Source organism: Pseudochrobactrum sp. B5 (assembly GCF_001939785.1).
Classification (GTDB): Bacteria; Pseudomonadota; Alphaproteobacteria; order Rhizobiales; family Rhizobiaceae; genus Pseudochrobactrum; species Pseudochrobactrum saccharolyticum.
Window position 1 is genome coordinate 1,352,448 of the sequence record NZ_MOYL01000001.1, and the last position, 15,309, is coordinate 1,367,756.

Below are 15,309 nucleotides of genomic sequence, written 5' to 3' on the forward strand. Positions count from 1 at the left end.
TTGTTAAATATGGGAACTGAATTTAGTTTGCCGGTTGAGCCGGTACATCATTCTCAGGCACATCCTGCGCGGAAGGCTGGGTACCTAATTGCGGCTTCAGGCGCTCAATGATTGCGGTTTCAGGGTCTTCCGGCAGCATATCCACCAGCTGCTGGCCAAGGGAATCCAGCATCGGCTTGGATTTGGCATTGGTGATCCAGCTTGGCTGATCTGTAGCCACAAGCCAGTTGAAGAACAGCATTGCAACCACAACCAGCAGAACGCCGCGTGCCGCACCGAAAATGAAACCCAGTGTGCGGTCAAGCGCACCAATACGGCTGTCGATGATGAAATCGGCAATTTTCATGGTGATGATTGATACAACAATCAATGTCACCAGAAAGACCGAACCGGCTGCCGCGATATTCAGAATGGTTTCATTGCTGATATATGGCTGCAGGTAAGGCACGACAGGCTTATAGAAGAAATAGGCGGCCAGAGCTGCCGCAGCCCAGGATGCCACCGAAAGCACTTCGCGCGAAAATCCGCGTACCATGGCCAGAATGGCCGATACGAGGGTTACCCCGATAAGAATTCCGTCTAGCAATGTAATCGGCATCCTGCCTAATTCCTCTGTGTCGGTCTGTCCCTCGGGACATATAATTTCGTGCGGGCATAATTGCCGCAGCTCAAAGATTTACAGTGTCTCGCGTCAGTCCGATAGAGTTGTGACACTTTTGTCGTCGAAAATTAACCTGAATTTCTTTCATAAATCACTAATTCGGGAGCTGATTGCAATTTAAAGCCGTTATAGCCTGTAAAAATTACAGCCTATGTCCGGTTGTTAATGCTCCGCATCCGTTATTTTAAGTTGCAGAGAGCCTATGATTCCCGATTTTCAGCAGTAGTGAAACTGTATTAATCTCGGTTCTGCGCATTCTTTCCGGGGCCGGAAGCAGCAATTCGTGCTACCAGATCGGGTAGGGAGCCGGTTTCTGTCAGCGTGAAATTGCGTGGGCGTGATAATTCGCCACCGCCGAGAGGCAGAACGGCTTGCTTGAAACCGAGTTTCTCCGCCTCTTTAATGCGTTGCGCAGCATGGGCAACGGCACGTACTGCGCCCGACAAGCTGACTTCACCAAAATAAACGCTATTGGCAGGCAGCGGAATACCGGCAAGCGATGAGACGAGCGCCGCCGCTACAGCCATATCAGCTGCCGGTTCGGAAATACGATAACCACCGGCCACATTGAGATAAACATCATGCTGACCGAAGCGCACGCCGCAATGGGCTTCGAGCACGGCAAGGGTCATGGAAAGGCGGCTGTTATCCCAACCGACAACAGCACGGCGCGGTGTGCCGAGGGTGGATGGAGCAACAAGAGCCTGAATTTCCACGAGAACAGGACGGGTACCTTCCATACCGGCAAATACCGCAGCTCCCGGAGCCTTTTCATTACGTTCACCAAGAAACAGTTCCGACGGGTTGGAGACTTCCCGCAAACCTTTATCGGACATTTCAAAAACGCCGATCTCATCAGTCGGGCCAAAACGGTTTTTGACTGTGCGCAGGATGCGGTAGTGATGGCCGCCTTCGCCTTCAAAATACAACACGCCGTCAACCATATGTTCGACCACGCGCGGGCCTGCAATCTGGCCTTCTTTGGTGACATGACCGACCAGCACAACGGCAGCGCCGGTTGATTTGGCGTAGCGGATCATCGCTTGCGCACCGGCACGTACCTGCGTCACCGAACCCGGGGCGCTGTCCGCTGCATCCGTCCACAGGGTCTGGATGGAATCAATAATCACCAGATCAGGGCGCGGTTTGGTATCAATGGTCGCGAGAATATCCTCGACATTGGTTTCTGCAGCCAGTTCCACAGATGTGTCTGCGGCATGCAATCTCTGTGCGCGCAAACGGATTTGTGCCACCGCTTCCTCACCCGATACATAGATGATGCGGTTGCCGCGACGTGCTAAAGCCGCAGCGGCCTGTGTGAGCAATGTTGATTTTCCGATACCCGGATCACCACCAACCAGCAGCGCAGAACCGCGGACAAAACCACCGCCGGTTACGCGATCCAACTCACCGATGCCGGACTGGATGCGCGGAGCATCTTCAATCTCGCCGGAGAGCGTGGTGAGCGCAACGGCACGGCCTTTGCGCATCGCCATTTTGCCCGGACCCGAGCCGATACCGCCGGATGTGCCTTCTTCGACAAGTGTGTTCCACTCGCCGCAGCCGTCGCATTTGCCTGCCCAGCGCGAATGCGTCGAGCCGCAATTCTGGCAGATGAACTGAATCCGGTTCTTGGCCAAGTTATGCTCTTTCAGTGGTCGTCATATTGTTCAGGCAGATAAGTGCCTTCGGCCAGATCGGTAAAGCGCGTGAATTCCGACTGGAAGGCGAGCTTTACAGTACCGGTAGGACCGTGACGCTGTTTGGCGATGATAACGTCAGCCGTGCCTTTGACTTTCTCAAAGTGCATTTTCCACTCGTCATATTTCGGATCGAATTCGTCGCGTGGTTCAAGGTTTTTGACGTAATATTCTTCACGATACACGAAGAGCACAACGTCCGCATCCTGCTCGATGGAACCCGATTCACGAAGATCGGAGAGCTGCGGACGTTTGTCTTCGCGGTTTTCTACCTGACGGGAGAGCTGTGATAGCGCAATAATCGGCACGTTCAGCTCTTTGCCAAGGGCTTTAAGACCCGTGGTGATTTCGGTGATTTCCTGCACACGGTTCTGCGCCGAGGCTTTGGACGAACCGGTCATCAGCTGAATATAGTCAATCACCAGACAATCAAGGCCGCGCTGACGCTTGAGGCGGCGGGCACGTGCAGACAACTGCGCAATGGAAATACCACCGGTTTGGTCAATATAAAGCGGAATACGCTGCATCGTCTGTGTACAGGCGATCAGCTTTTCAAAATCGGTTTCCGAGATTTCACCGCGGCGGATTTTGGATGAGGAAACCTCTGTCTGCTCGGAAATAATACGGGTTGCCAGCTGTTCGGCGGACATTTCGAGCGAGAAGAAGCCGACCACACCACCATTGATGGCTTTCATGGAGCCGTCCGCCAGCTGTTCACCCTGATAGGCAGCGGCAATATTGAAGGCAATATTGGTGGCAAGGGAGGTCTTACCCATACCCGGACGCCCTGCCAGCACGATCAAGTCGGAAGACTGCAAGCCACCCATCTTACCATCCAGCATGTGGATGCCGGTGGAAACACCGGAGAGGTGCCCGTCACGCTGGAATGCTACACCCGCGAGATCAATCGCGGTTTTAACCGCTTCGTTGAAAGGCTGGAAGCCACCGTCATAGCGGCCGGTTTCTGCCAGTTCAAACAGGCGGCGCTCGGCATCTTCGATCTGGCTACGTGGTGCCATATCAACCGGCGCATCATAGGCGACATTGACCATTTCCTCACCGATGCCAATTAGCGAGCGGCGTGTGGCAAGATCATAGATCGCGCGGCCATAATCTTCCGCATTGATAACGGTTACCGCTTCAGCGGCAAGGCGCACCACATATTGAAACACGGTCATGTCGCCGACTTTATCATCGGCAGGCAGGAAGGTTTTCATGGTCACCGGATTGGCCATTTTGCCGACACGGATCAGCTCGGACGCCAGTTCATAAATACGGCGATGCAGCGGATCGTAAAAATGCGGCGGTTTCAGAAAGTCCGAAACGCGGTAAAAAGCATCATTATTAATCAAAATCGCGCCGAGAAGAGCCTGTTCCGCTTCGATATTGTTCGGGGCTTCGCGGTAAAGCGAATTCTGGGTGTCCCGTGTCTCTTCAAGTTTGTGAACAGTCGCGTCAGCCATAAAGTTCTTGATCCTTTGCCGCAATCAAGCGGGAATTATCCGGCAAAAAGCCGGACATCAGAGTCTGTTGAAATAGGAGTGTAAACAATCTGCCGGTGCAGTTGAAGCGGCTATACCATGATTCACAGCGATTCACAGGCTGCAGCTGCAAGAACTGCCTGTCAGATAGTCGTCGCGTGGGGTCTTTTGATAGAGGTTAGTCCGCAGTCGCCAGCAAAGACTGGTGGTAGCGGAGCTGGAACTGTCCGGTCAGAAGAAAAATATAGGCTGCCAATTCGCTCAGTTCTTCAAGGTTTTGAGCGGCTGCGCCGGTCAGGCCGGTTGTGAGACCGAGATGTTCTTCTGCTGCTGTTGAAATCATCATGCACAGCGTTGCCAGCAAAAATGCACCCCATGGCAACCCGCCGGATTGCTGCAATGGTTTGAGCAATTTATGCGAGCCGTTTTTCAACATCAGAACCGCTAACAGCAAAACAGAGGCAATCAATGCCGGCATGATGGCCGGTTTGTACCAGAGCTGGCGTGATGAGAAGAAAGGGCCAAGCTCGGAAAGGCTGATTGGCTCAAGGAAAACCGCACCCCAGCTCAATTCCCGAACTGCGCAGATAAACCAGATCAATGCCGCACTGCGCCAGAACCATTTCCAGTCTGAACTGCCGGATTTTTGAAAAATCAGTGCCTGTATCATACCCAGAAACAGCAATATTGCCTGAGCATTTTCAACAGGGCCGTTTTCCCACGATGTCCATGCAGGGAGAATGAATGCCAGCGGATAGGAAGCGAGAAGAACCAGTAATCCTGCTGATAAGACAAGCAGGGTTGTTTTATTCAGGCGTGGGTGCAGCTTGGTTTGCACGCTGGGCATCAGATATTTATCCCTTGAAACAACAGCGCTCCGAAAGATGCGATGCAGGTTTCAGGTAAAAGAGCGCGTAAAAGCAAACAGATAAATGTCTGAAGCGCACCAGCGGTGCAATCGCCGGAACTTCACAATCTCTTGATAAAAACTTTATGAGTAACAGAGTGTCGTCAATTTGTCACAAAACTGCAGCCCGTTGACCTGCGCTTTAATAAACCAGATGTTTCGGGCTGGCTTTCTCGCTGCTGCTGTCATTGCAAGCTTTGAATTTGCGCATTTCCAGTCGCTTAAGCCGCTTTTCCTCTTGCTCAATATAATTACGGGTCAGCGGCACGGCATCCTGTCTGTGTGCAAGCTGTATCTGAAACACCATCATATTCTGCCAGCGGAAGGCGGATTCCGATCCGGCCAGATAAAACTCCCACATCCGGCAAAAACGCTCATCATAAATGGCTTTTGCTTTGTCGCGGTTCGCCATGAAAGCTTCACGCCATGCTTTGAGCGTTTCCGCATAATGCAAGCGGAGAATTTCGATATCCGTTATAATCAGTCCTGCATTTTCAATATGCGGCAGGACTTCCGAGAGAGAGGGGATATAGCCGCCGGGAAAAATATATTTACGAATGAACGGATTGGTGACGGAAGGCTCGTCACTGCGGCCGATAGAGTGCAGCAGCATGGAACCATCCGGTTTTAACAGCCGCGCAACCTGCTGAAAAAACTCAGCATAATGGGTAACACCCACATGTTCAAACATGCCGACTGAACTGATCCGGTCGAATTTCTGGTTCAGCTCGCGATAATCCTGCAACAGAAATTGCGCCTGTTGATGCAGCCCGTGCGTTTTTGCCCGTTGATTGGCAATCTGGAACTGTTCCTGAGACAGGGTTACACCGGTAACATCCGCATCAAGAAATTCTGCAAAATACAGACCTAATCCGCCCCAACCGCAGCCGATATCCAGTAATTTATCTTCGGGTTTGATTTGCAGCTTGGCCGCAATATGCCGTTTCTTAGCCAGTTGTGCTTCCGCAAGGCTGGTCTGCGGCGTTTCAAAATAAGCGCAGGAATATTGCTTGTCGGGATCAAGAAACAGATCATACAGTTCGCCACTCAGATCATAGTGCCGTTGCACATTTCTGGATGAGCGTGCCAGCGTGTTCATTTGCTGTAATGGTCTGAAAATTTTGCGTAATCTGGTTAGGATACGCATCCACGGCTCTTTTGCCGCCGTGGGGCCAGTATTCTCAAAGACCAGCCGGAGAAAGCTGTAAATATCGCCTTCCGGAAAACTGATATCTCCGTCCATGAAACATTCGCCGAGCTTCAGTTCCGGATCAAGAGCGATCGCTCTTTCCGCCGCTTTATTGTGAAAGGCAAGCGTGACACGCGGCGCAGTGCCGTTGCCGTAAGTGTGGGTCGTGCCATCGGCAAATTGTACTTTAAGATCGCCGCTTGAGATCAGCTTGTTCAGAACCGAATGCAGCATGCTACTCATGTCTCATCCTCCTCCGATCTTGCAGAACCGGTTGAGCGGCGAATGAAGCGGCGAGTTTCCGCGCCTGTATCCGCCTTTCGCGCATTTCCAGAAAAAGTGCAAAGCGGTTTTTCGCTGGATAATGCGTCAATACAAAGAGCTAAACACGGTACAGCGCTTTAAGAATAGCCGGTTTTATTGTTCTGGAAAGAGCGGGGCAGAAATAATTACGGAGAGTGTAATCATTTTCGCGTGATGGTTTCATAAATAAACGGGCAATAAAAAAGCTGCACCGGATGTCCGGTGCAGCCTTTCAGATACGAAATCTGTAGGAAAACGCTGATTATGCGTTTTCTTCGCCATCGAAGTCTTCGTCGAAAACTTCTTCAGCCAGAGGCTCTTCTTCGATGCCGTAGATAGCAGCAGCAGTCGACAGATCTTCACCTTTTTCCTGACGCAGAGCTTCGTCAGCTGTACGTGCGATATTGATGGTGATTGTGGCCGATACTTCCGGGTGCAGAACGATCGAGATTGTGTGAATGCCGATTGTCTTGATCGCGTGGTTCAGGTCAACCTGGTTGCGGTTCAGCGAGAAGCCTTCAGCAGTTACAACATCAGCAACGTCACGTGTCGAAACCGAACCGTACAGCTGACCGGTTTCACCAGCCGAGCGAACAACGATGAAGCTCTTGCCGTCCAGCTTGTCAGCAACGGCCTGTGCTTCGGTCTTGCGTTCCAGATCACGGGCTTCGAGCTGAGCGCGCTGGGATTCAAAACGAGCCATGTTGGCTTCGTTGGCACGCAGTGCCTTGCCCTGCGGGAGCAGGAAGTTACGGGCAAAGCCGTCTTTTACAGTAACAGTATCGCCCATCTGACCGAGGCGGCTGATGCGTTCAAGCAGGATAACTTTCATTGGACTATTCCTTGAGTGTTTAAGTTCTGAATGTGTTTATGGTTATGAATTCTGAGACGGATCTTTGGAGAGCGGAGCGCCGCGCGATGTATCGAGCAGGCCGAATACCAGAAAGATCAGTGCAGAGAATGCGAAGATGATGAGCAGAAAATAGGCAAGCCACAGGGCAAACGGACGCCATGTGGCACCGCGTGTCCGCCAGTGAATAATTGCCAGACCGGCCATGATAAAGCCCGCAGCAAGCGCACCGGCGAAAGTGGTGGCGATCATGCTTGCAGGGCCGGACAGGAACATGGAACCGGCAAAGGTAAGAGCGAAAACCAGCAGAGCAGGGCGCGGCATGCGCAATGTTGCAGGCCAGTTATCGCGCGGGCGGCGCAGCACGCCGGAGCGTTCAGTGATGCGCAGAGCGAGATAGAAATTCGCAGTCAGGAACATCAGGCTGGTTGCAGCCTGAATGGCAGGCAGACCGAACAGCAGAAACTGCTGCAGCATTTCACGGAAATCGTCGCTTGCATTGAACTGCGGATCAGAAGCCTGCAGGCTTGCAATCATCGCACCGGTCAGTTCACGCACCATTTCTTCGCCATAGCCGATAATCGAGCCGACGATGATGAAGCTGACAGAAATCAGAAGTGCGAGGCGGAACATAATGTCCGGCAGCGGATACCAAACCAGTGCATCTTTAGGGCCGCCCAGTTCCTGAGCAGGTCGCGCAAGACCGGCAAGATAAGCGCCGGTTGCAGCAGGGATGAAACTGGTGAGGGCAATCAGAACCGCAACCATAGGCGCGGCGAAAATCGCAACGGCAATGCTCGCTGTCGCAGCGGCAATCAGGCCTGCGGCAGTGCCCCAGCCAAGTGCGGCGATAAAAATAGGAAGAGGGGTGAGGACATAGAGAACCATAGCAAGGCCGGATTGAACCAGCACGCCGGACGCCAGCAGCGCGGCTGCAAGCCCCGCAAGAACACCGGTTCCGATATGTTTGCTATTGTAATTCATCTTAATCCTGCTGTCCTGCCCGGAAGTTTCCGGTTGCAGTTAGAGAACGATCGCTTCAGCGCTCTGTTCCCAACCTGACCTTGCGGCCACTAAATCATTTATTCCGGTTTTTAATGCCCCGGTGCATCAGAAATGAACCGGGGTGTGCGGACACACCCCGAATCAAAAATCTTATTTCACAACATATGGCAGCAGGCCGAGGAAACGTGCACGCTTGATCGCTTTTGCGAGTTCGCGCTGTTTCTTCTGGCTTACAGCTGTAATGCGGGAAGGAACAATCTTGCCGCGTTCAGAAATGTAACGCTGCAGGAGTTTGATGTCCTTGTAATCGATTTTCGGTGCGTTAGGACCTGTGAATGGGCAGGTCTTACGACGACGATGGAACGGACGACGGGTCGGGATCTGATTGATATCAACCATTATTCTTCTCCTTCACCGGCAGATTCGTTGTCGCGTGGACGACGCGGACGGCGTGGACGATCGTCATCACGGCCGAAACGGTCTTCACGTTCACGACGGTCATCACGACGGCTCAGCATTGCTGACTGGCCTTCTTCGTGTTCTTCAACACGAATGGTCATGAAGCGGAGAACGTCTTCGTTAATACGCATCTGGCGTTCCATTTCAGCAACTGCAGCAGCAGGAGCATCGATGTTTACCAGTGTGTAGTAAGCTTTACGGTTCTTTTTGATACGATAAGTCAGAGGACGCAGTCCCCAGCTTTCGATTTTCCCGACTTTACCACCGTTAGCTTCAAGAACGCCCTTGTACTGTTCTACCAGTGCGTCAACCTGCTGCTGCGAGATATCCTGTCGGGCAAGGATCACATGTTCATAAAGAGCCATTGTCTTTGCCTTTCTTCAAAAAACCACCATCCGGATCAACGGCTAAGCCTCTGCGACTTGTCTATATCCGTAAAACGGAGAAGAAAGGACGCGGGTCGAGACGATCGAGAGCGGAGACACGGGAGGTTGAAATCGCTAGAATTTCTCCGGATATTTAAATCCGGCCTCCGTTCAGCCCCCAGCTGATGCCGGACAATGACGAGTGCCTATTAGTGGCTTTTTGAGGATTTTGCAACCGGCAAAAGCAAAGCTATGCGCGTTGTGCCGTTTATGCAGGCAAAAACACGGGTTATCGCAGCGGCGTATACGGGTTTTCAGGCGCGAAGACTTGACTTGAAAGCGGCTGAAAGGCACAGGGCGTTGCAGTTATAGATAATTTTATCGTATCCGCAGAGGCAATATAATATATATGTGTGTGCGGATCGCCAAACACATATACAAAATAAAGAGGCTTTAATGACTGTAGCATTTACATTTCCGGGACAGGGCAGTCAGGCTGTCGGTATGGGCAAGGCTTTGGCTGAAACCTATCCGGAAGCGCGCGCTGTTTTCGAAGAAGTTGATGATGCGCTCGGTGAAAAACTCTCAACCCTAATGTTTGAAGGGCCGGAAGACCAGCTGACATTGACTGCAAATGCCCAGCCTGCGCTGATGGCAGTTTCGATGGCCGTTATGCGGGTGCTGGAATCACAGGGATTAAAGCTGCAGGATAAAGTCGCTTATGTTGCCGGCCATTCGCTCGGCGAATATTCGGCTCTGTGCGCTGCCGGTACATTCTCCATTTCCGATACTGCCCGCTTGCTGCGTATCCGCGGTAATGCAATGCAGGCTGCCGTGCCGGTCGGTGAAGGTGCCATGGCTGCAATCATCGGACTTGAACATGCTGATGTTTTTGCAATTTGTGAACAGGCTTCCGCAGAAGGCTCTTGCCAGATCGCTAATGATAATGGCGGCGGTCAGCTGGTTATTTCCGGTTCCAAAGCCGCAGTTGAGCTGGCTGCCAAACTGGCGTCTGAGCGCGGTGCAAAACGCGCAATCATGTTGCCGGTCTCCGCACCATTCCATTCCAGCCTGATGGCTCCTGCTGCCAATGCAATGCGTGAAGCGCTGGCAACTGTTAATAAGCAGGCACCTGTTGTGCCGGTAATCGCCAATGTGCGCGTTGCTCCGGTTAAGGATCCTATCGAAATTGCTGATCTGCTTGTTGAACAGGTCACAGGTCAGGTGCGCTGGCGCGAGACTGTTGAATGGTTCGCAGGCCACGGCGTGACAACGCTTTATGAAATCGGTTCCGGCAAGGTGCTGACCGGCTTGGCACGCCGCATCTCCAAAGATGTAACCGGTGTGACTGTCGGCACTGCTGAAGAGATTGATGCGACCCTGCAAGCTCTGCTTGCATAACTTAAGATGCAAGCTTTGCTGGCGTAATCGCTCAGATTTTGAAGCGCTGAAAATAATGTTATAAAGCGGACGAAGATTGTCCGCGTATCAGATTCAAGAGGATTTCATGTTTGATCTGACTGGCCGTAAGGCTCTCGTAACCGGTGCAACCGGCGGTATCGGTGAAGAAGTAGCACGCGCGCTGCATGCACAGGGCGCTATTGTTGCTCTGCACGGCACCCGCGTTGAAAAGCTGGAAGCGCTGGCCAAAGAGCTGGGCGAACGCGCTTATATCTTCCCTGCGAACCTTTCCGACCGTGAAGAAGTGAAGGCGCTTGGTCAGGCTGTGGAAAAGCAGCTTGAAGGCGTCGATATTCTGGTCAACAATGCCGGTATCACCCGTGATGGTCTGTTTGTACGTATGAGCGATGCAGACTGGGATGCGGTGATCGAAGTGAACCTGACTTCCGTGTTTGGTCTGACCCGCGAGCTGACCCATCCGATGATGCGCCGCCGCTTTGGCCGTATTATCAATATTACATCCATCGTCGGCGTAACCGGTAATCCGGGACAGGCCAATTACTGCGCTTCAAAAGCCGGTATTATCGGCTTCTCCAAATCGCTGGCTCAGGAAATTGCTTCGCGCAATGTGACTGTGAACTGCGTTGCTCCGGGCTTTATTGAGTCGGCTATGACCGACAAGCTCAATGAGAAGCAAAAAGACACAATCATGTCAGCTATCCCGATGAAGCGCATGGGGCAGGGTGCTGAAATTGCATCGGCCGTTGTCTATCTGGCAAGTAATGAAGCCGCTTATGTGACAGGCCAGACCCTGCACGTAAATGGCGGTATGGCCATGATCTGATGAAGATCCGGCCGGTTTCTAAACGGCTCCGGCCGGAACAATGATGAATAAAAGAGCTTTAAAAAGCTGATAAAGCAGCAATAAAGTTCTTTTTCTGTTGTTTTAACGGTTTTTGCTCTGTTTCGCTGTGGTTGCTTGTTAAAATGGACTTTGCCAAACAGCAGAACCGTGATAATGCCCCGAATATTGCTGCGCTGCATGTTTTATGCTTCGTGGCGGCTGCAGTGATAAAATATGATTGCGCTTCAACGGCGCAGCAGTTAAATCGCTGCAACTGAAATATATTGTATAATGCGTCTGAAATGCATTTCTGTTTCAGGCATTATGCAGTAGGAATATCCACAGGATGCTTTTCATTGTGATGAATGTTGCAATGGTGAGTTATCTTAACACTTGATTACAATCAGCCATGCCGCTACCAAGGCTATGGTATTAACAGGTCGAGGTCCGACATGAGCGACACCGCAGAACGCGTCAAGAAAATCGTTGTTGAACATCTGGGCGTAGATGCCGATAAAGTAACTGAAGGCGCAAGCTTCATTGATGATCTGGGCGCAGACAGCCTGGACACAGTTGAGCTGGTAATGGCTTTCGAAGAAGAATTCGGCGTAGAAATTCCTGATGATGCAGCTGAAACCATCCTGACGGTCGGCGACGCTGTTAAATTCATCGATAAAGCTTCTGCCTGATTATTTGTATAATCGGCAGGCAGATATCGGGCCGGAAGATCATATCTTCCGGCCCTTATCGTTTGAAGCGCGGAAAATATTTGAATAAGGCTCAGGCAATGTTTTTACTGCCTTTATGCCGGTCAGACAGTTCTGTTTGCGGATCTGTAATTAACCACTCCACAAAAGCGCTGTAACAATCTATTAATTCTGCGTAATTCTAACCCTTGATCGATTCCGGTCGAGATATTACGCGGTTGATTAATCTGTGCCGCCTGCCGTTGGCGAAGACCAGCGAGAAACAGGGTCAGGTGCAGGGAAGGATACATATGAGAAGAGTCGTCGTTACCGGTCTTGGCCTGGTGTCACCTTTGGCAAATGGTGTTGAAGAAACCTGGAAGCGTTTGCTCGCCGGCCAAAGCGCAGCGCGCCGCGTGACCGAATTCGAAGTTGACGACCTTGCCTGTCAGATTGCCTGCCGTATTCCTGTTGGCGATGGCACGGACGGCACATTCAACGCTGATCTCTATATGGAACCGAAGGAACAACGTAAAGTTGATCCTTTCATCGTCTATGCGGTCGGCGCTGCCGATCAGGCACTGGATGATGCAAACTGGCATCCGGAAAGCGATGAAGACCAGATCCGCACCGGCGTGCTGATCGGTTCCGGTATCGGCGGTATCGAAGGTATTGTTGAAGCCGGTTATACGCTGCGCGACAAAGGTCCGCGCCGTATTTCGCCGTTCTTCATTCCGGGTCGTCTGATCAATCTGGCTTCCGGCCATGTTTCGATCAAGCACAAGCTGCGCGGCCCGAACCACTCCGTGGTCACAGCCTGCGCGACCGGTACACATGCTATCGGTGATGCTGCCCGTATGATTGCTTTCGGCGATGCCGATGTGATGGTTGCCGGTGGTACAGAATCGCCGGTCAGCCGTATTTCTCTGGCCGGTTTTGCTGCCTGTAAAGCGCTCTCCACCAAGCGGAATGATGATCCGACAGCGGCATCGCGCCCATATGACGAAGACCGCGACGGTTTCGTTATGGGTGAAGGTGCAGGCGTTGTGGTTCTCGAAGAGCTGGAACATGCGCTGGCACGCGGTGCGAAAATCTATGCGGAAGTGATCGGCTACGGCATGTCCGGCGATGCTTATCACATCACTGCACCAAGCGAGAACGGTGAAGGCGCACAGCGCTGCATGGAAGCCGCGTTACGCAGCGCCAAAATCACACCGGATGCTGTTGATTATATCAATGCTCACGGCACTTCGACCATGGCTGATACGCTCGAACTGGCAGCAGTTGAACGCGTTGTCGGAGATTCAGCCTCGAAGATTTCCATGTCTTCGACCAAATCCTCGATCGGTCACCTGCTCGGTGCAGCCGGTGCGGCAGAAGCGATTTTCTCAACACTGGCAATCCGCGATAATATTGCGCCTGCTACGCTCAATCTCAACAATCCGTCGGTCAGCACCAAGATTGATCTGGTGCCGCACAAGCCGCGCGCCCGTCAGATTGATGTTGCTGTGTCGAACTCGTTCGGCTTCGGCGGCACCAATGCTTCGCTGATCCTGCGCCGCTATCAGGCCTGATACAGCATTTAGCTGATGGAATGAAAAGGCCGCTTTCAGTGAAGGCGGCCTTTTATTAAGAGCCTGTACCGCAACGGGTGAGGCCGTTTTTGAACGACAGACACAAGCAATCCGTATTTCAGATCAAAATACTCTCTTAAATATGGATTCTTTCTGTCGAAAGCTTTGTTCACGGGTTGCGGCATTCGTGCTTTTGCCGCAATTATTGTGCCCATTGAGTGAAGAAACTAAAAATACAGATTAATCGGCTCAGGCCCTTGGTTTTCATTGCCATCGGGTCGAGTTGAACCGGAGTGTAAGTGTGACGTCAGACCAATCATCTGAAAATAAATCTGCTGGTCAGCCTGCCGTTTCTGATAGCGCTGTTCAGAATAGTGCGTCACCATCTCATACGGGGAGCGCTGCTTCTGCGAGCGCGCATAAGCCTGTTACCTCCGATGAAAATGCAATTGTTGCACCGGTTTCTCCGGAAATCGCCGCAGCACCAGCTGCACCTGCTTCAGCTCCGGTATCACCATCGGCACCGGCTCAGCCGCAAGCTGCCGTACAAGCTGAAAAACCTGCGGTACCGGATGCGGCTGAACCGGCAACAGGGCCACTGGTTCTGAAATCGGCAAGCGAAGCACTGCGTCCTGAACCGGGCACACCGCCGCCGCCGAAAAGGCGCAAGCGTTCGCGTCATGCCCGCAGCCAGATTGTGGTTTTTGCCAATTTCATGCTGTCTATGCTGGTCTTTCTGGTGATCGGCATGGGCGCCTTGTTCTATTTCGGCAAGGTTCAGTTCACGACTGAAGGGCCGCTGTCACAGGATTCGACATTCTTTGTGAAGCGCGGCAGCGGTATTATTGAAATTTCCGATCAACTGGAACGCGCAGACCTGATTACCGATGCGCGGATTTTCCGCTATGGCGCACGTGCTTATGGTCTGGAAAAGAGCATGAAGGCCGGTGAATATGCCATTCCTGCCCGTGCTTCCATGCGCGATATTATGAATATCTTTGTTGAAGGTAAGTCGCTGATGCATTCAGTGACCATTCCTGAAGGCCTGACCGTCCAGCAGATTTTCGATCGTATTGCCAATAGCGAATTGCTTTCCGGCGACCTGCCGAAAGAACTGCCGGTTGAAGGCAGTCTGGTAGCAGATACGCTGAGCTTCACACGCGGCACACCGCGTGAGGAAGTGGTCAATCGCCTGAAAACCGCGCAGGCCAAACTGGTGGATGAAGTCTGGGCCAAGCGCCGTGACGGTCTTCCGGTCAAAGACAAGAACGAATTTGTGACATTGGCTTCCATCGTTGAGAAGGAAACCGGTGTGGCATCCGAGCGTCCGCATGTGGCTTCGGTTTTCGTAAATCGTCTGAATACCGGTATGCGCCTGCAATCCGATCCGACAATTATTTACGGTATTTTCGGCGGACGCGGCAAACCTGCAGACCGCCCGATCTATAAGTCGGATATCGAAAAAGAAACTGCCTATAATACCTATATTATCAAAGGCCTGCCGCCGACACCGATTGCCAATCCGGGGCGCGATGCTCTGGAAGCCGTCGCTAATCCGCTGGATACTCAGGACCTGTATTTCGTGGCAGACGGTACCGGTGGCCATGTATTCGCGGCAACGCTGAAAGAGCACAATGAAAATGTGCGTAAATGGCGTGAGGTTGAGCGTCAGCGCAAGGAAAATCCGGCGGCAGGAGCAAATGGCACTGCACCAACGCCGGCTCCTTAACGATTGTAATTAAAGCGTATCCCGAAAAGTGTGAAGCGGTTTTCGGATAAGATACGCGTAGAAACAAATAGATAGAGCGGCTCCAGCGATTTAACATTAACTGGACCGCTCTAAATATACAGATAAAATATGATGCCGTCCGGCCATCCGGACGG

The 15,309-nt window shown here is 52.1% G+C and carries 14 protein-coding genes; 5 read left to right on the plus strand and 9 right to left on the minus strand.

Annotation, left to right across the window (positions count from 1 at the left end; all coding sequences use genetic code 11):
• Window positions 1-22: 22 nt before the first annotated feature.
• From BKD14_RS06030 to rpsF, 9 genes are all read right to left on the minus strand, one after another.
• Window positions 23-598: a CvpA family protein gene (locus tag BKD14_RS06030; protein ID WP_022712192.1), complete on the minus strand. Its 576-nt coding sequence runs from the start codon at window positions 596-598 to the stop codon at window positions 23-25.
• A gap of 299 nt (window positions 599-897) precedes the next feature.
• Window positions 898-2,301: a DNA repair protein RadA gene (gene radA, locus BKD14_RS06035; RefSeq protein WP_075654623.1), complete on the minus strand. Its 1,404-nt coding sequence runs from the start codon at window positions 2,299-2,301 to the stop codon at window positions 898-900.
• An 11-nt stretch (window positions 2,302-2,312) separates the two neighbouring features.
• The gene (locus BKD14_RS06040; protein WP_075654624.1) at window positions 2,313-3,824 is read right to left on the minus strand and encodes a replicative DNA helicase; all 1,512 of its coding nucleotides are present in this window, start codon (window positions 3,822-3,824) and stop codon (window positions 2,313-2,315) included.
• Window positions 3,825-4,020: 196 nt separating this feature from the next.
• Window positions 4,021-4,689 carry a hypothetical protein gene (locus tag BKD14_RS06045; RefSeq protein WP_075654625.1) on the minus strand — a complete coding sequence of 223 codons (669 nt, stop codon included), beginning with the start codon at window positions 4,687-4,689 and terminating at the stop codon, window positions 4,021-4,023.
• Window positions 4,690-4,891: 202 nt separating this feature from the next.
• Window positions 4,892-6,181 carry a cyclopropane-fatty-acyl-phospholipid synthase family protein gene (locus BKD14_RS06050; protein WP_075654626.1) on the minus strand — a complete coding sequence of 430 codons (1,290 nt, stop codon included), beginning with the start codon at window positions 6,179-6,181 and terminating at the stop codon, window positions 4,892-4,894.
• Between the two features lie 322 nt (window positions 6,182-6,503).
• Window positions 6,504-7,073, minus strand: coding sequence for a 50S ribosomal protein L9 (rplI, locus tag BKD14_RS06055; RefSeq protein WP_022712186.1), 570 nt, complete (start codon window positions 7,071-7,073; stop codon window positions 6,504-6,506).
• Between the two features lie 42 nt (window positions 7,074-7,115).
• A complete protein-coding gene (locus BKD14_RS06060) occupies window positions 7,116-8,075 on the minus strand; it encodes a DUF2232 domain-containing protein (protein ID WP_022712185.1) in 960 nt (319 codons plus the stop codon).
• Window positions 8,076-8,246: 171 nt separating this feature from the next.
• Window positions 8,247-8,495: a 30S ribosomal protein S18 gene (gene rpsR, locus BKD14_RS06065; protein WP_022712184.1), complete on the minus strand. Its 249-nt coding sequence runs from the start codon at window positions 8,493-8,495 to the stop codon at window positions 8,247-8,249.
• A complete protein-coding gene (gene rpsF / locus BKD14_RS06070) occupies window positions 8,495-8,920 on the minus strand; it encodes a 30S ribosomal protein S6 (protein ID WP_022712183.1) in 426 nt (141 codons plus the stop codon). Before rpsF ends, rpsR begins: the two co-directional genes overlap by 1 nt.
• A 456-nt stretch (window positions 8,921-9,376) precedes the next feature.
• On the opposite strand from rpsF, the gene fabD reads away from it, so the two are divergent.
• The 5 genes from fabD to mltG all read left to right on the plus strand — a co-directional run bounded on the left by fabD (window position 9,377) and on the right by mltG (window position 15,154).
• Window positions 9,377-10,321 carry an ACP S-malonyltransferase gene (gene fabD / locus BKD14_RS06075; protein WP_075654627.1) on the plus strand — a complete coding sequence of 315 codons (945 nt, stop codon included), beginning with the start codon at window positions 9,377-9,379 and terminating at the stop codon, window positions 10,319-10,321.
• A gap of 106 nt (window positions 10,322-10,427) precedes the next feature.
• Window positions 10,428-11,165, plus strand: a complete 738-nt coding sequence (gene fabG / locus BKD14_RS06080) for a 3-oxoacyl-[acyl-carrier-protein] reductase (protein WP_022712181.1) — start codon at window positions 10,428-10,430, stop codon at window positions 11,163-11,165.
• A gap of 452 nt (window positions 11,166-11,617) precedes the next feature.
• Entirely contained in the window at window positions 11,618-11,854 is a 237-nt protein-coding gene (locus BKD14_RS06085; protein ID WP_002963616.1) for an acyl carrier protein, read from the plus strand.
• A 308-nt stretch (window positions 11,855-12,162) separates the two neighbouring features.
• Window positions 12,163-13,425, plus strand: coding sequence for a beta-ketoacyl-ACP synthase II (gene fabF, locus BKD14_RS06090; protein ID WP_022712179.1), 1,263 nt, complete (start codon window positions 12,163-12,165; stop codon window positions 13,423-13,425).
• 472 nt (window positions 13,426-13,897) lie between these two features.
• On the plus strand, window positions 13,898-15,154 hold the full coding sequence (gene mltG, locus BKD14_RS06095; RefSeq protein WP_075654819.1) for an endolytic transglycosylase MltG: 1,257 nt from the start codon (window positions 13,898-13,900) through the stop codon (window positions 15,152-15,154).
• Window positions 15,155-15,309 lie beyond the last annotated feature (155 nt).